General features: G+C 54.4%; 21 protein-coding genes and 2 pseudogenes. 20 read left to right on the forward strand and 3 right to left on the reverse strand.

Annotated elements, in window-relative coordinates:
* Positions 1 to 12 precede the first annotated feature (12 nt).
* From P0X86_RS10745 to spoVM, 15 genes and pseudogenes are all read left to right on the forward strand, one after another.
* Positions 13 to 900: a YicC/YloC family endoribonuclease gene (locus P0X86_RS10745; protein ID WP_096773136.1), complete on the forward strand. Its 888-nt coding sequence runs from the start codon at positions 13 to 15 to the stop codon at positions 898 to 900.
* Positions 901 to 953: 53 nt separating this feature from the next.
* Entirely contained in the window at positions 954 to 1214 is a 261-nt protein-coding gene (remA, locus tag P0X86_RS10750) for an extracellular matrix/biofilm regulator RemA (protein WP_006209218.1), read from the forward strand.
* A 13-nt stretch (positions 1215 to 1227) separates the two neighbouring features.
* Positions 1228 to 1800, forward strand: a complete 573-nt coding sequence (gene gmk / locus P0X86_RS10755; protein WP_009592584.1) for a guanylate kinase — start codon at positions 1228 to 1230, stop codon at positions 1798 to 1800.
* 57 nt (positions 1801 to 1857) lie between these two features.
* The gene (gene rpoZ / locus P0X86_RS10760) at positions 1858 to 2058 is read left to right on the forward strand and encodes a DNA-directed RNA polymerase subunit omega (RefSeq protein WP_009592612.1); all 201 of its coding nucleotides are present in this window, start codon (positions 1858 to 1860) and stop codon (positions 2056 to 2058) included.
* Between the two features lie 124 nt (positions 2059 to 2182).
* Complete coding sequence (gene coaBC / locus P0X86_RS10765) at positions 2183 to 3436, forward strand: bifunctional phosphopantothenoylcysteine decarboxylase/phosphopantothenate--cysteine ligase CoaBC (RefSeq protein ID WP_277748489.1); 1254 nt, start codon at positions 2183 to 2185, stop codon at positions 3434 to 3436.
* Positions 3436 to 5964: a primosomal protein N' gene (gene priA / locus P0X86_RS10770; RefSeq protein ID WP_119849190.1), complete on the forward strand. Its 2529-nt coding sequence runs from the start codon at positions 3436 to 3438 to the stop codon at positions 5962 to 5964. The genes coaBC and priA overlap by 1 nt, the downstream gene beginning before the upstream one ends.
* A gap of 43 nt (positions 5965 to 6007) precedes the next feature.
* Positions 6008 to 6502, forward strand: coding sequence for a peptide deformylase (def, locus tag P0X86_RS10775; protein ID WP_015734332.1), 495 nt, complete (start codon positions 6008 to 6010; stop codon positions 6500 to 6502).
* The gene (gene fmt / locus P0X86_RS10780; protein ID WP_119849189.1) at positions 6499 to 7440 is read left to right on the forward strand and encodes a methionyl-tRNA formyltransferase; all 942 of its coding nucleotides are present in this window, start codon (positions 6499 to 6501) and stop codon (positions 7438 to 7440) included. The genes def and fmt overlap by 4 nt, the downstream gene beginning before the upstream one ends.
* Entirely contained in the window at positions 7437 to 8819 is a 1383-nt protein-coding gene (gene rsmB, locus P0X86_RS10785) for a 16S rRNA (cytosine(967)-C(5))-methyltransferase RsmB (RefSeq protein ID WP_277748490.1), read from the forward strand. Before fmt ends, rsmB begins: the two co-directional genes overlap by 4 nt.
* Positions 8820 to 8999: 180 nt before the next feature.
* On the forward strand, positions 9000 to 10040 hold the full coding sequence (rlmN, locus tag P0X86_RS10790; RefSeq protein WP_009592630.1) for a dual-specificity RNA methyltransferase RlmN: 1041 nt from the start codon (positions 9000 to 9002) through the stop codon (positions 10038 to 10040).
* A 6-nt stretch (positions 10041 to 10046) separates the two neighbouring features.
* Complete coding sequence (locus tag P0X86_RS10795) at positions 10047 to 10823, forward strand: Stp1/IreP family PP2C-type Ser/Thr phosphatase (RefSeq protein WP_119849187.1); 777 nt, start codon at positions 10047 to 10049, stop codon at positions 10821 to 10823.
* Positions 10820 to 12959, forward strand: a pseudogene (pknB, locus tag P0X86_RS10800) (Stk1 family PASTA domain-containing Ser/Thr kinase). The gene P0X86_RS10795 and the pseudogene pknB overlap by 4 nt, the downstream one beginning before the upstream one ends.
* Positions 12960 to 13010: 51 nt before the next feature.
* Positions 13011 to 13919 (forward strand): ribosome small subunit-dependent GTPase A, encoded by a 909-nt coding sequence (rsgA, locus tag P0X86_RS10805; protein ID WP_277748491.1) that lies wholly within the window; start codon positions 13011 to 13013, stop codon positions 13917 to 13919.
* Positions 13920 to 13922: 3 nt separating this feature from the next.
* Positions 13923 to 14582: a ribulose-phosphate 3-epimerase gene (gene rpe / locus P0X86_RS10810; protein ID WP_277748492.1), complete on the forward strand. Its 660-nt coding sequence runs from the start codon at positions 13923 to 13925 to the stop codon at positions 14580 to 14582.
* A gap of 161 nt (positions 14583 to 14743) precedes the next feature.
* Entirely contained in the window at positions 14744 to 14824 is an 81-nt protein-coding gene (gene spoVM, locus P0X86_RS10815) for a stage V sporulation protein SpoVM (protein ID WP_034273235.1), read from the forward strand.
* Positions 14825 to 15265: 441 nt separating this feature from the next.
* On the opposite strand, the gene rpmB is transcribed toward spoVM, so the two are convergent.
* Positions 15266 to 15454: a 50S ribosomal protein L28 gene (gene rpmB / locus P0X86_RS10820; RefSeq protein WP_006209230.1), complete on the reverse strand. Its 189-nt coding sequence runs from the start codon at positions 15452 to 15454 to the stop codon at positions 15266 to 15268.
* Between the two features lie 366 nt (positions 15455 to 15820).
* Between rpmB and P0X86_RS10825 the strand changes: the two genes are divergently transcribed.
* The 4 genes from P0X86_RS10825 (at position 15821) to P0X86_RS10840 (ending at position 21053) form a co-directional block, all read left to right on the forward strand.
* A complete protein-coding gene (locus tag P0X86_RS10825) occupies positions 15821 to 17599 on the forward strand; it encodes a DAK2 domain-containing protein (protein ID WP_277748493.1) in 1779 nt (592 codons plus the stop codon).
* Between the two features lie 156 nt (positions 17600 to 17755).
* A complete protein-coding gene (locus tag P0X86_RS10830; RefSeq protein WP_119849182.1) occupies positions 17756 to 18613 on the forward strand; it encodes a DegV family protein in 858 nt (285 codons plus the stop codon).
* Positions 18614 to 18627: 14 nt separating this feature from the next.
* Positions 18628 to 20679, forward strand: a complete 2052-nt coding sequence (gene recG, locus P0X86_RS10835; RefSeq protein WP_009592585.1) for an ATP-dependent DNA helicase RecG — start codon at positions 18628 to 18630, stop codon at positions 20677 to 20679.
* 86 nt (positions 20680 to 20765) lie between these two features.
* Positions 20766 to 21053 carry a stage VI sporulation protein F gene (locus tag P0X86_RS10840; RefSeq protein WP_119849180.1) on the forward strand — a complete coding sequence of 96 codons (288 nt, stop codon included), beginning with the start codon at positions 20766 to 20768 and terminating at the stop codon, positions 21051 to 21053.
* Between the two features lie 231 nt (positions 21054 to 21284).
* Here the strand turns inward: P0X86_RS10840 and P0X86_RS10845 are convergent.
* Positions 21285 to 21993 (reverse strand): annotated as a pseudogene (locus tag P0X86_RS10845) (SOS response-associated peptidase).
* A 181-nt stretch (positions 21994 to 22174) separates the two neighbouring features.
* Here P0X86_RS10845 and P0X86_RS10850 point away from each other — a divergent pair.
* Positions 22175 to 23476: an NCS2 family permease gene (locus P0X86_RS10850; RefSeq protein WP_277748494.1), complete on the forward strand. Its 1302-nt coding sequence runs from the start codon at positions 22175 to 22177 to the stop codon at positions 23474 to 23476.
* A gap of 180 nt (positions 23477 to 23656) precedes the next feature.
* Here the strand turns inward: P0X86_RS10850 and P0X86_RS10855 are convergent, their stop codons facing one another.
* Positions 23657 to 24277: a putative glycolipid-binding domain-containing protein gene (locus tag P0X86_RS10855; protein ID WP_277748495.1), complete on the reverse strand. Its 621-nt coding sequence runs from the start codon at positions 24275 to 24277 to the stop codon at positions 23657 to 23659.
* Between the last annotated feature and the right edge of the window lie 49 nt (positions 24278 to 24326).

The following is a 24326-nucleotide window of genomic DNA, read 5'->3' on the forward strand; positions in this document are numbered from 1 at the left end:
GATGTGATTCCGATGTCATTGAGCATGACCGGATATGGGCAATCCGTTGTCGATTTTCAAGGCTACAGTATCTCTTTCGAAGTGAAGTCAGTCAATCACCGGTACTGCGAGATCGTCTTTCGCATGCCCCGTGAATGGGCACTCTTCGAGGATTCGCTTCGACGGGCGGTACAGAGCCGGATCGGACGCGGACGGATTGATGTTTATATTAACAAGGAAAACAACGGCGAGTCTCAGGGTGCCGTGCTGAACCATGCCATGGTTCAAGCGTATTTACAGGCAGCCGAGGATTTGAAGTCATACGGAATCACGGGAGATCTGGCGGTGCGGGATATTTTGACGCTGCCAGATGTTCTTGTTACTCCGAGCGGACTTTCCATGGATGAAGCGCAGCAGGGGTTATGGAATGATGCGCTTCTTCAAGGTCTGGAACAAGCGCTTGAGGGTCTGGTCCAGATGCGCAGCAGGGAAGGCGCTTTTCTCGCGAAGGATATCGGGCAGAGGCTTGACCGCTTGCAGCAGCTGCACCGGGAGATGACCGAGCTTGCTCCGGAGGTTCCGGCCGAATACCGGAAGCGCCTGCGGCAGCGCATTGAATCTCTTGATGACGGATCGCTTGCTGTTGATGAACATATATTCGGAATGGAAGTCGCTCTGTTTGCTGAACGTTCCAATGTGGACGAGGAGTTGATTCGACTTCACAGCCATTTGGAACAATGCAGGGAGCTGCTTCTTCAGAAAAGCCCTGTAGGCCGTAAACTGGATTTTCTGATTCAGGAAATGAACAGAGAAGTCAATACGATTGGATCGAAAGCCAATCATCTGACTCTGGTAAACCGTGTTGTCGAAATGAAAGCGGAACTGGAGAAGATTCGTGAACAAGCCGCCAATGTGGAATAACCGCAGTTTCATCGGCAAGTAAGAGTCAAATGTATAGGGGGAGCAACCGCACTATGGCAATCAAACTTATTAATATTGGCTTCGGAAACATCGTATCGGCCAATCGGATCATCTCAATCGTGAGTCCTGAATCGGCTCCGATCAAGAGGATCATTCAAGAAGCACGGGACCGTCATATGCTGATTGATGCTACATATGGCCGAAGGACGCGGGCTGTTATCATTACCGATAGCGACCACGTGATTTTATCGGCCGTACAGCCGGAAACGGTGGCTCACCGTCTGTCCAGCAAAGATGACGACAACGACGAATAAGATGAGGAGTACTATGTCTAAAGGATTATTGATTGTATTGTCCGGTCCTTCCGGGGTTGGAAAGGGAACCGTCTGTACGGCACTTCGCAGCCGGGTTCCGGAACTGGTGTATTCGGTGTCGGCTACGACGCGTTCGCCGCGGCTCGGCGAGGTAAACGGCGTAAACTATTTTTTCAAAAGCCGGGAACAATTCATGGATATGATTGAGAACGACCAGCTTCTCGAATATGCGGAATACGTCGGGAACTATTATGGAACCCCGCGTGATTTTGTGGAAGAAACATTAGCCACCGGCAAGGATATTATACTGGAGATCGAAGTGCAGGGCGCGCTGAAGGTCAAGGAGAAGTTTCCGGACGGTATCTTTGTGTTTCTGATGCCGCCGTCGCTGGACGAACTGAAAGATCGGATCCAGGGCCGGGGGACTGAGAGTCAGGCTACGATCGACCACCGCATGTCCGTAGCTGTTGACGAAATCAATCTGCTGCAGCATTATGATTATGCCGTAGTGAACGATGAAATCAATCTTGCTTGCGAGAGAATACAATCTATCATTATAGCCGAACATTGTAAGGTGAGAAAGTAAGCTGTTTTTCATAGACGGCGTAAACTTTCAAGTAAATAAAGAAGAGGTGCTTCGACTGTGTTATATCCATCCATTGATGAAATGATGAATAAAGTGGACAGTAAATATTCTCTTGTGGTTGCGGCTTCCCGCCGTGCACGCCAATTGCGAGAAGGAGAAGTCAGCGAGTTGAAACATCCGAAATCCCATAAGTTCGTCGGTGTCGCTCTGGAAGAAATCTATGGCGATTACGTGAAGATCGAGCGTGGAGAGGACTAAGGCTTTTTTTCAACATTCGAATACCATGCGTTAGCGCGCGAAAATGTGACAACCGAAAGGTTGTTATTTTTTTGAGAAGATATGAAAGTACAGCCTTCATACAAATGGAAAGCGGGGGATTGTCATGTTGAACGGAAAAGTCGTCGTACTTGGCGTTACAGGTGGCATTGCCGCGTATAAAGCAGCGACTTTATGCAGCAGGCTTGTCCAGAGGGGAGCGGATGTGCATGTCATCATGACGGAATCCGCCAAGCAGTTCATTCCGGAATTAACGCTGCAGACGCTGACCAAAAACCCGGTTTATAGCGATACTTTTGACGAAAGGGACCCCTCGGTCGTCTCGCATATCCACTTGGCTGACCTGGCCGATCTGGTGCTGATTGCTCCGGCGACGGCCAACGTCATCGGCAAAATGGCACATGGCCTGGCGGATGACATGCTGACCACGACGCTGCTTGCGACTACGGCTCCTGTCATGATCTCGCCGGCGATGAACGTGCATATGTACACGCATCCGGCCGTCATGGCCAATATGGAGACGCTGGTTTCCCGTGGGGTGTCCATGATCGAACCCGGAGAGGGACTTCTGGCATGCGGATACGTCGGAAAGGGACGGATGGAGGAGCCTGATACGATCGTGGATGTGGTTGAACGGTTTTTCCAAGGGCGCGCAGCCGAGTCCGCGGCATCGAATCAGGACATGGAAAGCGGCTCGACAGGCATATTGCACGGCAAAAAGGTGGTTGTCACGGCCGGCGGTACGATCGAGCGCATTGATCCGGTACGTTATATCACGAATGATTCCTCCGGAAAAATGGGGTTTGCGATTGCTAAAGCCGCCAAGCAGCTGGGAGCGGACGTCCACCTCATTGCGGCTCATACCGATGAAGCCCCGCCTGAGGGGATTCGTGCGGAGAGAGTGGAGTCGGCCCAGGACATGTACGAAGCGGTGCAGCGCGTGTTCGATACGAGCGATATCGTGGTTAAGGCGGCGGCGGTCGCCGATTATCGTCCTGCGGAGGCAGCGACGTCAAAGATCAAGAAGCGCGGGGATACGATGACGCTCGATCTTGTCAAGACAACGGATATCCTGGAAAGCCTGGGACGCCAAAAGACCTCTCAGTTCTTGATCGGATTTGCCGCCGAGACGGATACGGTGGAGCAGTTCGCCAGGGAAAAGCTGAAACGCAAAAATTGCGACCTGATCGTTGCCAATGATGTGACGCAGGAAGGCGCCGGCTTTGGCACGGACACAAACAGCGTTCATATATTCGATGCAGAAGGGCTGGTCCTGCAGCTGCCCGTGATGTCCAAGGAGGAAGTGGCCCTAAGGCTGTTAACGCTGGCGGCCGAACGGTTGACCGGGAGGTTATCCTGATGGAAATGGCGCGCGTGATTGTGGACGTGCCGTCCAAGGATACGGACCGTCCATTTGATTATCTGATTCCGGAGGAGCTCCGGCCATGGGTCGAGGTAGGCAGCCGGGTCGGCGTGCCGTTCGGTCACCGCACGCTTCAGGGATTCGTGATTTCGCTGCATCCCCGGCCCGAGATGGATACGGCCAAAATGAAGCCGATTCAGGAAGTCCTCGATGTGATGCCGCCGCTCTCGCCGGAGCTGATCGAGCTTGGAGAATGGATGAAAGAGCGGTATGCCTGCCGTTATATATCCGCTCTTCAATCGATGCTGCCAACGGCGCTGAAGGGAAAAGCCGAGCGGTATATTTCCCTTGGCGAGCCGGATGCGGGCCTGTCGGATGAAAGCGGCGGATTATTCGCGCTCCTGCCGGAAAGCGAACTGGAGCAGGAGATCATCCGGTTTGTCAGTCAGCGAGGCGAGGTGTCGCTCCAGCAGTTAACGCGAGCGTTTCCGGATGCGGCAGCCACGGTAAAAGCGCTGATCGGCCGGGGGCGGTTAAGCGAATTCCAGCAAATCAAGGACAAACTGCAGAAAAAAACGATGAAAGCGGTAGAGCTTGCCGTTTCGAGCGAGGAAGCGCATGCGGTGTTGGCTTCGTTTCCGGCTAAGGCTCAGCGGCAGAAGGAAGTGCTTCAATATATCGTGGAGATGGAGGACTTCCTGCCGATATCGCAGAAGGATCTGCTGCAGACCCTCGGCGTCACCGCAGGCACCGTGAAGGCGCTGGCTGACAAGGGACTGATTACCCTTGAGGATGTCGAAGTGTTCCGCGACCCGTACCGGGGGCGGCATTTTACGCCCAGCGCCCCGCTGGCGCTCACGCCGGAGCAGCAGGCGGTGTACCGTAGCATCGTGCGCAAGCTGGATGAACGCAAGCATGGCGCGTTTCTCCTGCACGGGGTAACGGGCAGCGGCAAGACGGAAATCTACCTGCAGACCATTCAGCGCTGCCTGGATCAGGAGCGTCAGGCGATTGTCCTGGTGCCCGAAATATCGCTCACGCCCCAAATGGTGGAGCGGTTCAAAGCCCGCTTCGGCGACCGCGTGGCCGTCATGCACAGCCGTCTTTCGGATGGTGAGCGCTACGATGAATGGCGCAAAATCAGGGAAGGCCGGGCCTCGGTTGTCGTGGGAGCGCGATCGGCGGTGTTTGCGCCGTTTGACCGACTTGGCCTTATTATTATGGATGAAGAGCACGAAAGTTCATATAAGCAGGAAGAAACGCCGAAGTACCATGCCAGGGACGTGGCGATTCACCGTGCCTCGCTGACAGGCGCAGCCGTCATTCTGGGCTCGGCGACGCCTTCGCTTGAAAGCTACCATGCGGCGAGATCGCAGGCTCAGGATGATTTTGCGCCGCATTTGCTGGAGATGCCAAGCCGTGCGCTGGGCAACCAGCTGCCGGCCGTTCAGGTCGTGGATATGCGGGAGGAGCTCCGGGAAGGGAATCGCTCCATGTTCAGCCGCTCCCTGCATGCCGCGATTTCGGCGCGGCTGGAACGCGGAGAACAGACGGTGCTGCTGCTGAATCGGCGAGGGTACTCCACCTTCGTGATGTGCCGGAGCTGCGGATATGTGGCAGGCTGTCCGGAATGCGACATTTCGCTGACCTATCATCAGAAATCGAACAATCTGCGCTGCCATTATTGCGGATACGCCGCACAGGCGCCGGAGGTATGCCCGGATTGCGGGAGCGAGCATATACGCTATTTCGGTACGGGCACGCAGCGTGTCGAGGAAGAATTGGCCAAGCTGTTTCCCGGCATTCGCGTCATTCGGATGGATGTGGACACGACGACCGAGAAGGGCTCCCACGAGAAGCTGCTGAAGCAGTTTCGGGATAAAAAGGCCGACGTGCTGCTTGGAACCCAAATGGTGGCCAAAGGCCTGGATTTCCCGGATGTCACTCTGGTCGGCGTCATTACGGCCGATTCGGCGCTGAACCTCCCCGACTTCCGGGCGGCCGAGAAGACGTTTCAGCTGCTGACCCAGGTGGCCGGAAGAGCAGGACGCCATCAGCTGCCGGGTGAAGTGGTCATCCAATCCTACACGCCCGAGCATTATTCGATTATTCATGCAAGCAGCCATGATTATTTATCCTTCGTCAAGGATGAGCTGAAGCACCGCAAAGCGCTCCATTATCCGCCGTACTGCAGGCTGATCCTGGTGACGCTTTCGCATGAACAGCTGCCGCTGCTCGTACGGTTGGCAGAGAATTTTGCCGCCGCCATCAAAAGCGAATCCGACCGCCGGGGATGGTTCGGAAGTCTGGACCGGTTCGACGCAAGCGCGCTCGATATCCTGGGTCCGGTGGCTTCCCCCATTCCACGGTTAAAAAATAGATACAGATTTCAATGTATGATAAAATGGCGGGGAACGATGGATGCTGTCTCGCTGGTGCGATCGGTTGCCGAGAAGCTACAGGATTCGGCGCGGGACGGCAAGCTCCAAATCAGTATTGACGTTGATCCGCAAATGTTAATGTAATAGCGCATATAATGATGAAAAGCACAAGGATGGTGTCGTAGACATGGCAATTCGTATTATCGTTAAAGAACCGGATGAGGTTCTTCATAAAAAGGCAAAGGAAGTTACCAAAATTACGCCGAACGTTCAAAAGCTCCTGGACGATATGGCCGATACCATGTACGATGCGGAAGGCGTCGGGCTGGCCGCGCCGCAGGTCGGCATACTGAAGCGCCTGATCGTTATCGATGCGGGCGACGAGCACGGCTTGATCAAGATGATCAATCCGGAGATCGTGGAGAGCGAGGGCGAGCAATTCGGGCCGGAAGGCTGCCTGAGTATTCCAGGATGGAACGGGGATGTTCGACGTGCGGAGAAAGTAACGGTTAAGGGGCTTGACCGCGAAGGCAATGAGCTGGTCATTACGGGTACAGGGCTGCTTGCGCGAGCATTTCAGCATGAAATCGATCATTTGAACGGGGTGCTGTTTACGGAAATCGCCGACCGGGTGTATGAGTATGTTCCGGAACAGCCGAGAAATGAGTTGGAGAACCGATGAATATCGTATTTATGGGCACCCCCGCCTTTGCAGTACCCAGTCTGGAAATGCTGATTGCCGAAGGTTACACGATAGCCGCCGTCGTTACGCAGCCTGACCGTCCGCAGGGGCGCAAAAAAGTGCTGACCCCGACGCCGGTCAAGGAAGCCGCCCTTCGTCACGGCATCCCTGTCCTGCAGCCGCAGCGACTGCGGAATCCGGAAGCCGTGGCCGAATTGGCCGTATATAAACCCGATCTGATCGTCACGGCCGCGTACGGCCAAATTCTGCCGAAATCGGTGCTGGATATGCCAGCGCTTGGCTGCCTGAACGTCCACGGCTCGCTGCTCCCCGCTTATCGGGGAGGAGCGCCGATTCAGCGGAGCATCATCAATGGAGAGTCCGTCACAGGCATCACGCTGATGTATATGGCGGAGGGACTCGACACCGGGGACATGATCGCCCGCACCGAGGTTCCTATTGAAGACGACGATACGGCTGGAACCATGTTCGAGAAGCTGAGCCAAGCCGGCGCGGAGCTGCTGCGGCGAGAGCTGCCGCGGCTCGTGAAGGGCAAGGTGGAGGCCGAGCCTCAGGATGATTCGAAGGCAACGTATGCTCCGAATCTGACCCGGGATGACGAGAAGATCGACTGGAGCCGCACTTCCCGGGAAATCTACGATCAGATTCGCGGCCTGGTTCCTTATTCCGGCGGGTTCACGCTGTGGAACGGCGAAGTGTTTAAAGTATGGGCAGCGGCTAAGCCGGACAGCGCCCAGAAGCCATCTGGCGATGCGCAGCCCGGGACGGTGCTTGAGCTGCAGGAGAAAGGGATCGTCGTGAAAACAGGGGACGGTACGCTGACGCTGCTTACGGTTCAGCCCAGCGGCAAGAAGGCAATGGATGCGGCGCAATTCGTCCGCGGGACGAGCCTGACGGCCGGGACGGTGCTGTCGTGAGCGGAAACCGCAGCCCGAAGGGACGCCTGGACTCTCCCCGGGAGCTGGCGATGAATGTATTGACTCAGGTTGAGCAGGAGGGGGCGTACAGCAATCTCCTGCTCAACTCCGCTCTACAGAAGTCCTCGCTTGCCAAAAGCGACGCGGGACTAGCCACGGAGCTGATCTATGGCACGATCTCGCGGCTGAACACGCTTGATTATTTTTTGGACAAGTTTGTCAACAAAGGGGTGCGGAAGCTTCAGCCGTGGGTAAGGGCGCTGCTTCGCATCAGCCTTTATCAGATCGTGTACCTGGACCGGATCCCGGACCATGCGGTTGTCAGCGAGGCCGTTAATCTGGCGAAGCGCCGCGGGCATCAAGGGATCTCCGGCATGGTGAACGGGGTGCTTCGGAACATTCTGCGTCAGAAGGAAACCTTGGCCATTCCGGAGGATATGACGGACGCCCAGCGCATCTCCCTTATGCATTCCCATCCGCAGTGGCTGGTGGAGCGCTGGATTTCCCAGTACGGCACGGAGGCGGCAGAAGCGATCTGTGCCGCAAACAATGAACCGCCGGCTGTCAGCGTGAGGGTGAACACCACGATGATCAGCCGTGACGACATGCTGAAATTAATGGGCAGCCATGGCCTGGATGCTTCCCCATCGTCGGTTAGTCCCTACGGGATTGTCGTTAAGGGAGCGGGCAATATGGCCTTGACCGATTGGTATCGTGACGGGATGATCTCCGTCCAGGACGAAAGCTCGATGCTCGTGGCCGAGGCCGTTCAGCCCGAGCCGGGCATGCGCGTGCTCGATTGCTGCGCGGCCCCGGGCGGAAAGAGCGCCCATATGGGCGAGCTGATGAAGGACGAGGGCAGCATCGTCGCCAACGATATTCATGCCCATAAAGGGAAGCTGATATCGGATCAGGCGGGCCGTTTGGGACTGGACAGCATTTCGATCGTGACGGGGGACGCGCTGGATTTGGCAGACCGCTTCGAGCCTGCGTCTTTTGACCGAATTTTGCTGGATGCTCCCTGCTCGGGTCTTGGCGTGATCCGGCGCAAGCCGGATCTGAAGTGGGGCAAGTCCCAGGAGGACATCCATGAGATTGCGGCGCTGCAGCTCAGGCTGCTGGAGTCGGTCTCGACCTTGCTGCGTCCCGGAGGGATCTTGGTATACAGCACGTGCACGATTGAACCGATGGAGAATGAAGGCGTGGTATCTGCTTTTCTGGAAGGCCATTCCGAATTTGCCATTGCTGAAGATGGCCTTGGAGCCTTAAGCCGGTTGGCCGAGAATTCGCTTGCGAGAGGCGGCGGCATTCAAATCCTGCCCCAGCACTATCACAGCGACGGCTTCTACATTGCAAGACTCGGCAGACGTTCCTTTTAAGGGCGCTGCCGCCATGACTATAGTCGTATCCCGCCTATGCCGGCGGGTTTTCCTCTTTTACCGTCTCTTTTATTTATGTTAGAATAGGAAGAATGAAAAAAGAGATGCATATGAATGAAATAGGGAGCGTTCGGAAGAATGCTGGCCGGACATCCTTTAAACTAGACAGGTGTGGTGAGAATGAAACCTTTTATATATGATTATTCACTGGAAGAGCTTCAAGCATGGGCTCAAGAGAACGGGGAGCCCGCGTTTCGGGGAACCCAGATTTATGACTGGCTTTACGTGAAGCGGGTGAACGACTTCGCGGAAATGACGAATCTGTCCAAGGAGCTTCGGGCCAAGCTGGAGCAGGAATTCAGCTTCGTGACCCTGACGGAAATCACCAAGCTGGAATCCAAGGACGGAACGGTCAAGTTTCTGTTCGGCCTTCACGATGACCATGCCATCGAGACCGTCATCATGCGGCATAACTACGGCAACAGCATCTGCGTTACGACGCAGGTCGGCTGCCGTATCGGATGTACGTTCTGCGCATCCACGCTGGGCGGCTTGAAGCGAAACCTGACCTCCGGCGAAATCGTTGCCCAGGTGGTTCAGGCACAGAAGATCCTCGATAAAACGGGAGAACGCGTCAGCAGCATCGTAATCATGGGTTCAGGCGAACCGTTTGAGAACTATGAGGCGACCATGAAATTCCTGCGCACGATGATCCATGAAAAAGGATTGAATATCGGCCAGCGCCACATTACCGTATCGACGAGCGGCATTGTGCCTAACATTTATAAATTCACCGAAGAGGACACCCAGATTAATCTGGCCATCTCCATCCATGCGCCGAACGATAAGCTGCGCTCCAAGCTGATGCCCGTGAACCGCCGGTTCCCGTTTGACGACGTGATTGAATCGCTTCGTTATTACCAGGCTAAAACCGGACGCCGCATTACCTTTGAATACGCCTTGATCGGCGGAGTGAATGATCAGGTGGAGCATGCCGAAGAGCTTGCGGATGTCATTAAGGATATGAACTGCTTCGTCAATCTGATTCCGGTTAATCATGTGCCGGAACGGAAATATGTTCGCACATCGCGTAACGATATTTTCAAATTTCAACGTGCGTTAGCAGACAAGGGGGTCAATGTGACCATCCGTCGTGAACAAGGCCATGATATCGCTGCCGCTTGCGGCCAGCTGCGGGCCAAGCATATGGAGTTGAGGTGAGAAGATTTGATCAAGACGGTTCATGTAAGCCATGTGGGACGCGTTCGTCCTGTTAATGAAGATTCGGTATTTGTTAGCACATTGGAGCATGGCTATACCTTGGGTGTGGTTGCCGACGGCATGGGAGGCCACCTTGCGGGTGACACCGCCAGCAGGCTTGCGGTGGATACCGTGGCCGCGGATTTGTCCTCTTTGGAGCCGGACATGTCCATGGACGGCGTTCGGGCAGCGCTTGGCGATGCCATATTGCACGCCAATGCAGTTATCTATCAGGAAGCTTCGGCAGATGAGCGGCTTCACAATATGGGCACGACGATCGTAGCGGTGCTGCTGCGAGGCTCCGAAGGTTATATCGGGCATATCGGGGACAGCCGGGCTTACAAAGTCGTTCCCGGACAAGTCATTCGGCTCACGGATGATCACACATTGGTTAATGAGCTTTTTAAGAGTGGTCAGATTACGGAAGATCAACTGGAAACCCATCCCCGGAAAAACGTATTAAGCCGGGCACTTGGAACGGATGTGGACGTGACGGTTGAGCTTACGCCGGTTACGCTCGGGGAAGGCGAAGTGCTGCTGCTATGCAGCGACGGACTCAGCAACCGGGTCAGCCGCGAGCTGATCGGACAAATTTCCGGCTCACTTGACCTTCCTCTGGAAGAAAGAGCGGATCGCCTGCTTCAACTGGCACTTCTCGCTGGCGGTGAGGACAACATCACAGTCGCAATGTTTGAACATCAAGAAGAGGTTGTCGGGCAACGTATAAAGGGGTGGGATTCATGATCGGACATGAATTGGCTGGTCGTTATAAAATTATTGAACGCATCGGCGGCGGCGGCATGGCGCTGGTCTACAAGGCTCAGGATATTTTGCTGAACCGGAACGTAGCGATCAAAGTGCTGCGCCAGCAGTTTGTGCACGACGAGGAATTTATTCGCCGTTTCCGGCGTGAGGCACAATCGGCGGCTTCATTGTCGCATTCCAACGTGGTCAGCATCTACGATGTGGGCCAAGAGGAAGATGTGCATTACATCGTCATGGAATATATCGAAGGTCAGAATTTGAATGAAATCATAAAAGAACGGGCGCCGCTTCAGGTTGAAGAAGCCGTGCGGATTGCAACCCAGATCTGCGATGCATTGGGGCATGCCCATCATAACCAGATTATTCACCGCGATATTAAACCGCATAACATTCTGATTGGCCGTAACGGGAGGGTCAAAGTAACCGACTTTGGCATTGCCAGAGCGGTCACGTCGACAACCATTACGCAAACAGGCTCCGTCGTGGGTTCTGTGCATTATTTCTCGCCGGAGCACGCCAAGGGCGTCGTGACAGGCGAGAAATCGGATTTATACTCACTTGGTATCGTGTTATATCAAATGCTCACGGCCCGTCTTCCTTTTCTGGGCGAGAGCCCGATCAGCGTTGCGCTGAAGCATCTGCAAGGAAGAATTCGACGAGCCTAGGGAAGTGAACCCGCTCATTCCTCAAAGCGTGGAGAACATTATCCTGAAGTCCATGCGCAAAAATCCGGAGGAGCGTTACCAGTCCGCGGAAGAAATGATGGACGACCTCGAGACGTGTTTGATGCCGATGCGCCTCAATGAGCCGAAGATGGAGTTCGAGGACGATGCCGATTCCACCTTGGTCATGCCGGCGCTCAAAACGATGCAGCGCAGCAGCCAGCATCACCATGACCAAGATGACGACTCGGAAGATGAGGAGTTTGAGGAAAAGCCGACCGGCAAGCCGAAGAAAAAGTGGGTCAAGCCGACCATTATTATCGGCTCTGTGCTCCTATTCCTCGGCCTTATGTTAGGCGTCGTCATGTATGTGAACAATATGCTGGAGGTGCCGGAGGTTAAGGTGCCGCAAGTGGTAGGCATGACGGAGGAGGAAGCGATCCGCGAGCTTGAGGCCCAAGGTTTGACGGTGAATGAGGAAGTCATTCGCGAATATAAACCGAATGTGGATGAAGGCATCGTGTTTGCACAGGATAAGGAAGCGGAGACCATGCTCAAAAAGGGTTCACCGGTTCAATTGTCGGTTGGGGATGCGAAGCCGCTTGATAAAATGCCGGATCTTACGGGTAAGACGTTTCAACAGGCAGTTGAGATCCTGAAGAGCTTGGGCGTTAAAGAAACCGCCATTAAGCAGTCGTCTGAAAACAATGATACTGTACCAGCCGATCAGATATTTGATCAGAGCCCTTCCGCCGATTCCGATATTGATCCCGAACAGGTGGAGGTCCGGGTCACGATCAGCAAAGGCAAGCAAACGGTCAATATGCCGAGCTTGATCGGAATGGACAAAGACAAAGCGGTCGTTACTATCGAATCCTTCGGTCTTAAGGTTGGAGCGATAAAGGAAAAATCCAGCTTCGAAGTGAAGAAGGGCGAGGTCATGGAACAATGGCCGTATGAGCCTAATGAACCTGTAGCGCCTAACTCCGAAATCACGCTGTTCGTCAGCTCCGGCTATCCTTCGGACGCGCTTGAGTATAATTACAGCGTACCGGTGTCGCCGAGCGCCGAAGGTCAAGAAAGCAAAATCCGGGTGGTCTTCAGCGATGCGCTGGGAGACAACCAGGAAGCCGTGAACAAGACCATTACGACTTCCGAAATGGTACCCGTTAAACTGCTGCTTGCTCCCGACAAACATGCGACGGTCATGATATTCCGCGACGGCCGCCAGGTGGATACGTACAGCGTAAGCTACACCGACGTCAAGAACGGAACCGTGCCGCAGCCGACCTTTGAGCAGCCGCCTGTCGAGCCTGATGTACCAGTGGACACCAACCCGGATGAGGGAAATGGCGAGGACGGCTCGAACGAGGAAGACGATGCGGCTTATCACTGGGACAACGGCAGCGAAGGAAAAGGCAAGGGCCGTGGCAAAGGCAACGACAATGATTAGAAACAAGTCATGAGAACACTAAATTTCAACAAGAAAGGTGAGGCCTATTATATGCTAGAGGGACTGATCGTGAAGGCACTAAGCGGATATTACTATGTCAAACCACTGCAGGATGGCAACATTATATCCGGGGAGGACCCAGCGGTTCAATGCAGAGCCCGCGGCATTTTCAAGAAGAAAGGCATCTCTCCGCTCGTTGGAGATCATGTAATGTACTCATTGACTGAGAATGGGGAGGGGACCGTGGATGAAATACTTCCACGGTCTTCCCAATTAATTCGCCCGCCTGTCGCGAACGTCGACTTGGCGGTGCTGTTGTTTTCGGTCAAGGAACCGGATCTGAGCCTGCATCTGCTGGACAAGTTCCTGGTACATATTGAGCATTCGGGCCTTGAGGCGTTGATCTGCCTGACGAAGCAAGACCTGGCAGACGACTCGGACGATGTATTGGAGCAGGTCAAGCGCCAATACGAAGATATCGGGTATGAAGTGCTTATTACCAGCTCCTTGCAAGGCATCGGTACCGAAGACGTGAAGGACCGCCTGGCCGGTCGAATCAGCGTATTCTCCGGTCAATCCGGCGTCGGCAAGTCGTCCCTGCTCAATGCGTTGATGCCGGGCCTCTCGCTGGAGACCAGCGAAATCAGCCTGCGCCTTGGCCGCGGCCGGCATACGACGCGCCATGTGGAGCTAATCGAGCTTGATAACGGAGGTTATGTTGCCGATACGCCCGGCTTTAGCCAGCTGGATTTTCTGGAGCTGGGCGTCGAGGAGCTGTCCACCTGTTTCAAGGAGTTTGCTCCTTATGCGGCTGAATGCAAATTCAGAGGCTGCAGTCACATGCAGGAGCCTGGCTGCCGGGTGATTCAAGCCAAAGAGGATGGGAACATCCTGGCAAGCCGTTATGAGCATTACGTGGAGTTTTATGCAGAGATGAAAGACAAGAAGCGGAGGTACTGAATCATGATAAAAATTGCGCCATCCATATTATCAGCGGACTTTGCCAAGCTGGGGCAGGAAATTAAGGAAGCCGAAGCGAGCGGGGCCGACTGGATTCATGTGGACGTCATGGACGGACATTTCGTGCCAAATATTACCCTGGGCCCGCCGATCGTTCAAGCGATCAGACCGCATACCGGCCTGACGCTCGACGTGCATCTGATGATCGAACAGCCGGAGCTGTATATTGCGGACTTCGTTAAGGCGGGAGCCGACTTGATCACGGTTCATGCCGAGACCTGCCCGCATCTTCACCGCGTCATCCATCTCATTAAAGAGCATGGCGTGAAAGCCGGCGTCGCGATCAATCCGGCTACGCCTGCCCATGTCCTTCAGGAAGTGCTTCCTGACGTGGATTTGGTGCTGGTAATGACCGTGAATCCCGGCTTCGGAGGACAAGCATTTATCGAACGGACCGTAAGCAAGATTGCGCAGCTGCGAGAATGGATTTCAAACTCCGACAATCCGAATATCCATATTGAAGTGGATGGCGGCATTACGGCGGAGACGGCGCCGCTCGTGGTGGAAGCGGGGGCGGATGTCCTGGTTGCGGGCAGCGCGGTCTTCGGCAAGCCGGATCGGGCGGCGGCCATCGCCCAAATCCGAGACAGCGTAACATCTTAACCTCAGAACGTGAGCACGGGATGCATAGGGCGGGGGATTCCCGCATAAATATGGTTACATGAGCTGGGTTCTCATGTAGCCTTTTTTGTCTGTGTTCACATCTAAGGGCTTGGTGCATAACATAATCTAGGAAGGCATGAGAATGATGGGGAGGGTGAGACATGAAATTCTATACGTTCAAGCTGCCGAAGTTTTTGGGAGGTTTTGTGAAGGCCATCTTAAATACGTTTCACAAGAGCTGACAGCTTGTCCCGGCGTAACAAAACCTCCGCCTGGGACCGACGCCGCCAGCCGGTTTACGGGGGATGAGGCAAGAGAAGAACACACCGATAGAGCGCATGGAGGACATACCGCATCTTGCATGCGGAAGTTTTTCTTGCGGTATAAGAAAGCCAATGCGCGCAAGCCTCGGCCGCTTTCTTGTATCATAAGAAGAGTGTCTAGCGACGTACTTATCGAAGACAGACCGCGTTCGACCGGAAGTTTTTCTTGCGATATAAGAAAGCGGAAGTTCGGCTCTTTCATTTCTTATATCTAAATAAAAAAAGCACCTGTTATCTGCTCAGGGTGCTTTTTGTTTAGGTGAAGAATATGTATCTAAACGCAAGAAAAACTTCCTTGTCCCGGATCGCCCACAAATGGTGCCTGGAGATTTAGAAGTTTTTCTTCATATAACGAGATGATTATACGCGAGTCACTTTACCGGATTTCAAAGCGCGAGTGCTGACGTATACACGTTTTGGCTTGCCATCCACCAAAATGCGAACCTTTTGAACGTTGACACCCCAAGAACGCTTGTTGTGGTTGTTAGCGTGAGAAACATGGTTACCACTGCTTGGTTTCTTGCCTGTTACATAACATTTGCGAGCCATTCATTACACCTCCTTGTTCCTAACCCTGCATGAAACAATACTTAAATATAATATCACAGTAAAAATTGCTCCGTCAACTGTCCTAAAAACATTTATTTCTCTTTCTCATTATAGTACAATGTTGATTAGTCCATAATATTTCCGAAGATCTGTATATTGTGGGCCGGTCGGCATGTTTCGAGGTGGTTTGGAGCTGCCGAATGACGTAGAGGACGAGAGGGCAGCCCATCAAGATGGTATGATCCATTTTATCATGCAAGTCTATTATTTACTGGTTGGGCATTTCGTCAGCTATAAGCTATGAAATAGATATGAAATTTACGACAAGAAGTGTTATGGGTATCAAGCCAGGAAGGGGAATTCTCATTGAGTAAGCGTTCTTTGAATGGAACAGAATTTACCGCGATGGTCCTTGCCGGAGCGGAGCAGCTGCAGCAGCATGCAGAACACGTCAATTCCCTGAATGTGTTCCCGGTGCCGGACGGCGACACGGGGACCAACATGAATTTGACGATGACGGCAGGCGTAGCAGAACTGAAGAGTAAGTACTCGGAGTCCGTCGGGCATAGTGCCGGAGTGCTGTCCAAGGGGCTTCTGATGGGAGCCAGAGGGAACTCGGGGGTGATCCTGTCCCAGTTGTTCCGTGGTTTCAGCCGGTATGCGGCACCTTATACAGAACTTAATTCTCATCAATTCGCCGCAGCGCTGCAGACAGGCGTGGAAGCTGCGTATAAAGCTGTCGTAAAGCCTGTGGAAGGCACCATCCTGACCGTAGCCAAAGAAGCGGCCAAGCATGCCGTTTATTTCTCGCGCCGCAGCAACGATATCGTGGAGCTGATGGAGCAGGTGCTGGCCAAAGCCAAAGAAACGCTGTCCCAGACGCCGGATATGCTTCCCGTGCTGAAGCAGGTTGGCGTTGTGGACTCGGGCGGGCAAGGCCTGGTGTACATCTACGAAGGTTTCTTGCAAGCGTTGAAAAAAGACGGCGCGTCCGGATCCTTCGCTTCTGCGGAAGGACAAGCAGAACAGAGCAGCGCGGCACCGGCCTATCATGCGGTCCCTGATTTCTCGGCGGTTCAAGCTCCGGCTTCGGCCCAGTCCCGACTGTCCACGGAGGACATTGAATTTTTATACGACATGGAATTCTTTATTAACAGGCAGCTTGGAGAGGGAACGAGTGCGGACTTTGATGAAGATAAGTTCCGGAAAGCGCTTGCAGTGAACGGTGATTCCATCATTGTCATTGCCGATGACGAGACGATCAAAGTGCATGTCCATTCCAAGGCGCCGGGCGAAGTGTTGAATTTGGCCCTCATGTATGGAGAGATTACCCAGATCCACATCTTGAATATGCGCGAGCAGCATCGCGACTTGCTGACAACGGGAATGGATATCGCGCCGATGCCCGAGCTGTTTGCGGATATTCCGGCAGAGACCGTGACGCCGGAAGCACCGGCTGTTCCTCCGGCAGACGAGATCGCGCCGTACGGGTTCATTGCGGTTTCGTCAGGGGAAGGCATTTCCGATATATTCAAGAGCCTGGGCGTCGACGTCGTTCTCTCCGGGGGGCAGACGATGAACCCGAGCACCGAGGATTTTGTCAATGCGATTTCCTCGATCTCGGCCCAGCAGATTTATATTCTGCCAAACAACTCCAACATCGTGCTTGCTGCCCAGCAGGCCAGAGAGCTTCTGGAAGGCGAGCGCAGCGTAACGGTCATTCCGAGCAAGACGATCCCGCAGGGGATCGCGGCCGCATTTGCTTTCCAGGAAGACGAGAATGCGGATATGAATACCGACAACATGCTGGATGCCATCACTCGCGTGCAATCGGGGCAGGTGACTTATGCCGTGCGGGACACAACCATTGATGATCTCGAGATTAAGGCCGGCCAGTTCATCGGTATCCGCAATTCCAACATCGTGGCCGCGAACGAGGATCTGATTACGACTTCCCAGGATTTGCTGGGGAAAATGCTGGAGTCCGGCGATGAAATCGTGACGCTGCTTACCGGAGCGGACGCTACCGAAGAGTCGACCAACGCGCTCACAGAGTGGCTCGGCGAGCAGTATCCTAACGCGGAGATTGAGGTGCACTACGGCGGACAGCCGATCTATTCCTATCTGTTCTCCGTGGAGTCTTGATATAAGAGATAGGAGGGTATCCTCTTCGGAGACTTCCGTACCCTATCTCGGTAGAAAAACTTACGCTGCATGCGTCTGTCTTCGGAGAAATTACGTCGATAGAGTTTTTTCATAACGCTTTGACATTATGCAGGGTGCATTTTAGGAGGGGTTCCGGTGAATAAGACCGTTATTGTGACAGACAGCACAGCGGATATTCCGGCAGACCTGGCGAAGCAACACAACATTCATATTGTGCCGCTGAGACTCATGTTCGGGGAAGATACGTATTTGGACGGAGTGGAAATCACGCCGGGAGAGTTCTACCAAAAGCTGGTGCAATCGCCTCAGCTTCCGACGACCTCCCAGCCTTCGCCCGCAGATTTTGTGGCTGTGTATGAGTCCATTCTGGAGCAGCATCCAGGCTGCTCCATTGTGTCCATTCACATCTCATCCGGCCTGAGCGGAACGTATCAGTCCGCATTGCTAGCAACCTCTCTTATCGAAGGAGAAGCGGATATTACCGTATGGGATTCCAAATCGGCCTCCTACGGTTTCGGGTTATTCGTGGTTCATGCAGCGAAGCTCGCGCAAGAAGGGGCCGCTGTTTCGGATATTCTTTCATCGCTCGAGGACCTTCGTTCCAAGCGCCGCCTCTACTTCTTGGTAGACACGCTGGAATATTTGCAGAAGGGCGGACGAATCGGCAAGGCGTCGGCCGTGCTCGGTACGCTGCTTAACATTAAGCCGATTTTGTCCATTGACGGCGAAGGGATTATCTTTCCGGTAGACAAGGTCCGGGGCCGGAAGAAAGCGACAGCCAAAATCATTGAGCTGTTTCAACAGGATCTATCCGGCGTGAAAAATATTAAAGTGGCTGTGGGTCATACAGCTGACCCTGCTCAGGTTGAGGATTTTCTGCAGCAGCTGTCCGCTGTGTTCACGATCGAGGAAACCGTGTTCTCCGAGATCGGTCCGGTTATCGGTACGCACGTCGGACCGGGAACCATTGCAGCATATATATGGCCTGCTTAAGTGAGGTAGATGATATGAGTCTCAAACTCGATCAAATATCCGTCAGACAGATCAACGGCGTGAGCGCCCTGAAAGAGGGGGAGCTTCACGCCTTTGGCGTCTCTACGGTCAAGGATCTTTTGGAGTATTACCCTTTCCGGTACGAGGATTACCGGCTTCGGTCCTTAAGCGAAGTCAAGGACGGGGACAAAATCACCATTCAAGCCAAGATTGCGAGCGTGCCGGTTCTGCAGCGTTACGGGCGAAAATCCCGATTAACCTGCAAAATGCTGGCCGAAAACTGGATGTTCACGGCAACTTGGTTTAACCGGCATTTTCTGAAGGACCAGCTTACGGCTGGGCGGGAGATCGTGCTGACGGGCAAGTGGGACCAGCGCAGAATGCAGCTTACGGTGTCCGAATCCGAATTTCCGGATAAAGGTGCTTTCCGCAGCGGAACGCTGCAGCCGGTGTATTCCATCGGGGGAAAGATTACGCAATCGTGGATCCGAAAAACGATGGGACAGGCATTGGAGCAATACGGGGAGATGATTCCCGAGATTTTGCCGCAATCCCTGCTTAGGAAATATGATCTGATGCCCCGCAAAGCGGCGATTATGACGATTCATCAGCCTGTGGACTCCAGGGAAGGTCAGGAAGGGCGGCGCCGCATGGTGTACGAGGAGCTCTTCCTGTTCCAGTTGAAAATGCAGGCATTCCGGGCACTGAACCGGGGACGGATGGACGGGGTGGTGCATACGGCCGACAATGCAACCATCCGGGAGTTCGTCCGCAGCTTCCCGTTTGAGCTTACCGATGCGCAGAAGAAGGTGGAGCTGGAGATTTTGCATGATATGCGTTCCCCTTACTGCATGAATCGTTTGCTGCAAGGGGATGTCGGCTCGGGTAAAACGATTGTTGCCGCCATCGCCTTGTTTACGACGGTCCGCTCGGGTTTCCAAGGCGCATTGATGGTGCCGACGGAGATTCTTGCCGAACAGCATATGCGTTCCCTGCAGAAGCTGTTTGAACCCTTCGGCATTACGGTCGGTCTGCTGACAGGCAGCGTAACGGGGAAGAAGCGGAAGGACCTGCTGGCTTCCTTGCAGATGGGGCTGACGGACATCGTTGTGGGCACCCATGCCCTTATTCAGGATGACGTCTACTTCCGGGAGCTGGGGCTCGTCGTGACGGACGAGCAGCACCGCTTCGGCGTGAATCAGCGAAGCGTTCTAAGGCGTAAAGGGTATAACCCGGACGTGCTCACGATGACGGCGACGCCGATCCCGCGGACGCTGGCGATTACCGCCTTCGGCGACATGGACGTATCCACGCTTTCGGAGCGTCCGAAAGGGCGCATTCCCATTACGACCTATTGGGTCAAACATGAACTGATGGACCGCGTGCTCGGATTTATTTCCCGGGAAGTAAATCAGGGACGTCAGGCATATCTGATCGCCCCGTTGATTGAGGAATCGGACAAGCTGGACGTCCAGAATGCGATTGACCTGCATGTCCAGATGCAGCAGGCGTTCCCCGCATATTCCGTTGGACTTCTGCATGGCCGCATGACGCCGGCCGAGAAGGATGAGGTCATGCGCCAATTCTACAGCAATGAGGTTCAGCTGCTGATATCCACGACGGTTGTTGAGGTTGGCGTTGACGTGCCGAACGCAACCCTGATGATCATTATGGACGCCGATCGCTTCGGTCTGTCTCAGCTGCACCAGCTTCGGGGCCGGGTAGGCCGTGGACAGCATGCATCCTATTGTGTCCTGGTGGCTGATCCGAAGTCGGAAGTGGGTCAGGAGCGGATGCAGGTCATGACGGAAACCGAAGACGGCTTCGAGGTATCCCGGCGGGATCTGGAGCTACGGGGACCTGGCGACTTCTTCGGTACGAAGCAGAGCGGGCTGCCGGAGTTCCGGCTGGCCGACATGGTCGCTGATTTCAAGGTAGTCGAAGAGGCACGGGGCGACGCGGCGGCTCTCGTTAGCGACAGCTCCTTCTGGACGTCGCCGGAATATGAGCCGCTGCGCGACTTTTTGCAGCAGGAGAAAATCTTCCAGGGCGATATCATGGATTAATGGCATGAATCTGTTGGCACAATGGACAGACCTTCGTCATATACTCAAAAAGGGTAGCAGCATTTATGACTGGAGGTGCTTCAACATTGAGTTATCAGCAATACGGCATTAGTCCGCAGCTGGTGGAGCGTATCAAGCTAAAAATGAAAAACCCGGCCATCAAGGAAAGAATCAAGGGACTGACCCAGGGCTTGACCAAAGCGGATCTTCAAAATAGCGCAAAAGTACATCAATTGATCCGGACGGCCAGCGGCATCTTGAATGAAAAGCTGAGCTCCGCCCAGGAGCAGCAAATGGTTCAATTCGTGCTTGCACAGCGCATCGATCCGAACAACACCTTCCATTTGATCAAGCTGTGGGGAATGTTTCGTTAACAACTGGATGACATCAAGGAATGACAAGCATAGAAGAAGCCCCTCTCGGGAGTGTTTTCTCCTTATGAGCAGGGGCTTTTGATGTGGCTCGAGCAGGGAAGAGGCTATTTCAGGCGGATTCCCGTTGGCAGGAGTCCCTCGCTATTTAGGGTCGTCTAACCGGCAGCAGCAAAGCCGGCGTGCTGCGAAAAGCGCGGCAGTTGAAGAGAAATCCCAACCTTTTCGGAATCTCTAGCTGCCCGTAATGGAGCGGATGCAATCTTCCGTGTCGTTCTTGACGGAGTTTACGGTTGTGCTTACCGGCACGGCCTGCATTTCCTCCGCGGGATAGGGTCTCAACAGCTCTTTGAGCGATTGCAGATGGGAAGGGTGGTTCCCATGGGTATGGGAGGAGTGCTGCCGTTCAAGCCAGAGCGCTTCGTCAGCGGGTCTTAGAATGACCGGCATCCGGTTATGGATCGGCTCCATGAGCCTGTTGGGCTCGGTCGTAATGACGGTACAGGTGCTCAGCTTCTCGCCCCTTGGGGTGATCCAGGTATCGTACAGGCCGGCCATGCTGAATATTTCGCCGTTCTTCAATCCGATGCGAAAGGGCTGCTTGCCATTGCCGTTTTTCTGCCATTCGTAAAAACCGTCTGCAAGGAATCAGGCATCTTTTCCGATAAAAGGGCATCCTATAGGCAGGCTTGTCTTCCAGCGTTTCACTGCGGGCATTGATCATTTTGGCACCGCCCGATGGATCCTTGGCCCAGGAAGGGACAAGCCCCCATTGCAGCTGCCCGATCCGGTTGGTGCTCCCGTCATGGATAATGGCCGTGACCATCTGCGTAGGCGCGATGTTGTACCTGGGAACGTGAAAGGGAGAGACCGATTCGGGATCAATGAGATACCTGGTCATCAGCTCTTCCCAAGTAACGGTGAGCGTAAAACGTCCGCACATCGTTTCAAGGCCTCCTCTCATTTGAGCCTTTAGATCAGAGCATCGACTTATGCTGGCGTTCCCGACGGGATGGCCATATAAGGATGACGGCTCGTTTGTGTTGAGTATATCAAATATTGCACAACTTACCAAAAGGGTCCGGCGCTCAGCCGGGCCGAGCATCATGAATGGAGGATTTTTCGTGTTTGATTTAAAAGCTAACGGCACCTCGGTCAAGACCGAGGTTGTTGCCGGGACCACGACATTTTTTACGATGGCTTATGTGACCGTGGTGAATCCGCTGATACTGTCGCAAGCGGGCGTGCCGTTTGAACAAAGCTTCACGGCTACGATTATTGCCGCCGTCATCGGTACGCTGCTCATGGGGCTCGTAGCCCGCTACCCGATTGCCGTGGCGCCGGGGATGGGGCTGAATGCTTATTTTACGTATTCCGTTGTCCAAGGGCATGCCGGACTTGGTTATATTGAAGCCTTTTCCGCCGTTTTTATCGCCGGTATTCTGTTTCTGCTGTTATCGATGACTTCCCTGCGGCGCAGGTTAATTGAGATGATCCCGGCGAACCTGAAGCATGCGATCACGGTCGGGATCGGCCTGTTCATTGCTTTTATCGGTCTGCGGATGAGCGGCATTATCACCGCGCATCCGGATAATCTGGTAGCGCTCGGCGATTTGCACCAGCCATCGGTCGTGCTCGCCTTGGTGGGCTTGGCGGTTACGCTCGTGCTGCTGTCCCGCGATGTGAAGGGCGCCTTGTTCATCGGCATGATCATCACCGGAATTATCGCTTATTTTGCCGATATGCTGTCCTTTACCGGCGGGATTATGTCCGTTCCCACGCTGCCGGAAGGCATTCTGGTATGGAACCCCATTACGGCGGCCTCGGATGTGATCAGGCACGGGCTCTATGCCGTGGTGTTCTCGTTCCTGCTTGTAACGCTGTTCGATACCACGGGCACGGTCGTTGGCGTGGCAGAGCAGGCGGGGCTGATGAAGGATAACAAGCTGCCCCGCGCGGAACGTGCCATGTTCTCCGATTCGGTGGCAACCGTGGCCGGTTCCATGGTCGGCACAAGCCCGACCACGGCGTATATCGAATCCGCAGCCGGTGTCGGCGCAGGCGGCCGCACAGGCTTAACCTCGGTGGTCGTTGCCGGGCTGTTCGTGGTTGCGGCCTTCTTTAGCCCGCTGATCGGGGCGGTGGCCGGATTGTCCGCCATCACGGCACCTTCGCTTATCGTGGTGGGCTGTCTGATGCTGAGCAACGTTCAGCACATCCGGTGGAATGATTTTGATGAAGCGTTCCCTGCGTTTCTCGTGATTTTGACCATGCCGCTTACGTCCAGCATCGCAACTGGGATTGCGCTCGGTTTTATTTCATACCCGCTCATGAAAATCGTGAAGGGCAAGTGGAAGGCGGTTCACCCGCTGATGTATATTTTTGCCGTGCTGTTCGTGCTGCAGCTCGTTTTTGTTCCGCATTGATAAGGAGCGCGGAAATCCCCTGCAAGGTCTTTAGAGCAGACCCGGCAGGGGATTTTTTGGCATGGCGGACGACCGTATGGCGGGTAGATCCCTTGTTGCGGATCAGGCGACGTTATAACGGTTTCCCGGCTGACGCTGCCGCAGCAAGGGGGAACACTGACAGCCAGGGATGGACGGGGCTCAGCGAGTCCGGCTCCATACGTCCGCGTACGTTGTGACAAGGCCGTGGTCGTCAACCCCCAAATCGGCTTGATACGCTCCGTGGTTGCTCTCGTAACGGTAGGCGCATTCGCCCGTCCGCGTGTATCGTTGGGGGAGGGGAGCGACGGTTAGACTCGGGAATTGAATCCATACGGCCGTCATGGTTGCGCTCTCCCCGGGCTCCAGCTGCAGGCGGCGGATCGGGAGCGTGTTGGTGGACGGGGTGATCCCGAGATCGATGTCGGTCATGCCGGCAAAGGCCGTGAGCTCGGTATCGCCGTTCCACCAGCGGCCCTCATCATCCCGTTCCAGGTGAAGGGACTGTTCTTCCGTGCCGCTTGAGAGCGTAATCCGGACTTTCCGGGTCTCCCAGCAGCTTGTGGTTTCGACCTCGTAGGAACAGTGGAGAGTCCGGCCTTCCAGGCTGGCTACGACCGTTCCGGTGAGCGTAAATCCATCGTGATGCCGATAGAGCCGGCCATGCTCCAGCGAAGGAAGATCGTGCCGGTTCCATAGCAGCGATTGCAGAAGCTGGCCGGAGCTTGCGTTTTTTTGTCCGATGGACTGCAGGTCTTGTTCAGCGTGCATATTGTTGTTCAAACGTGATCCCATCCTTGATCCATAATGTAACGAATTGGCCGTATCCCCT

It is taken from the genome of Paenibacillus sp. BR1-192 (assembly GCF_029542445.1).
In the GTDB taxonomy this organism is placed as follows: Bacteria; Bacillota; Bacilli; order Paenibacillales; family Paenibacillaceae; genus Paenibacillus_AQ; species Paenibacillus_AQ lautus_A.

Bases quoted from the DNA above. Each gene is read 5' to 3' on its own strand.
- P0X86_RS10745 (WP_096773136.1), top strand. From the start codon at position 13: ATGTCATTGAGCATGACCGGATATGGGCAATCCGTTGTCGATTTTCAA.
- remA (WP_006209218.1), top strand. From the start codon at position 954: ATGGCAATCAAACTTATTAATATTGGCTTCGGAAACATCGTATCGGCC.
- gmk (WP_009592584.1), top strand. From the start codon at position 1,228: ATGTCTAAAGGATTATTGATTGTATTGTCCGGTCCTTCCGGGGTTGGA.
- coaBC (WP_277748489.1), top strand. From the start codon at position 2,183: ATGTTGAACGGAAAAGTCGTCGTACTTGGCGTTACAGGTGGCATTGCC.
- priA (WP_119849190.1), top strand. From the start codon at position 3,436: ATGGAAATGGCGCGCGTGATTGTGGACGTGCCGTCCAAGGATACGGAC.
- def (WP_015734332.1), top strand. From the start codon at position 6,008: ATGGCAATTCGTATTATCGTTAAAGAACCGGATGAGGTTCTTCATAAA.
- fmt (WP_119849189.1), top strand. From the start codon at position 6,499: ATGAATATCGTATTTATGGGCACCCCCGCCTTTGCAGTACCCAGTCTG.
- rlmN (WP_009592630.1), top strand. From the start codon at position 9,000: ATGAAACCTTTTATATATGATTATTCACTGGAAGAGCTTCAAGCATGG.
- rsgA (WP_277748491.1), top strand. From the start codon at position 13,011: ATGCTAGAGGGACTGATCGTGAAGGCACTAAGCGGATATTACTATGTC.
- rpe (WP_277748492.1), top strand. From the start codon at position 13,923: ATGATAAAAATTGCGCCATCCATATTATCAGCGGACTTTGCCAAGCTG.
- spoVM (WP_034273235.1), top strand. From the start codon at position 14,744: ATGAAATTCTATACGTTCAAGCTGCCGAAGTTTTTGGGAGGTTTTGTG.
- rpmB (WP_006209230.1), bottom strand. From the start codon at position 15,454: ATGGCTCGCAAATGTTATGTAACAGGCAAGAAACCAAGCAGTGGTAAC.
- recG (WP_009592585.1), top strand. From the start codon at position 18,628: ATGAGTCTCAAACTCGATCAAATATCCGTCAGACAGATCAACGGCGTG.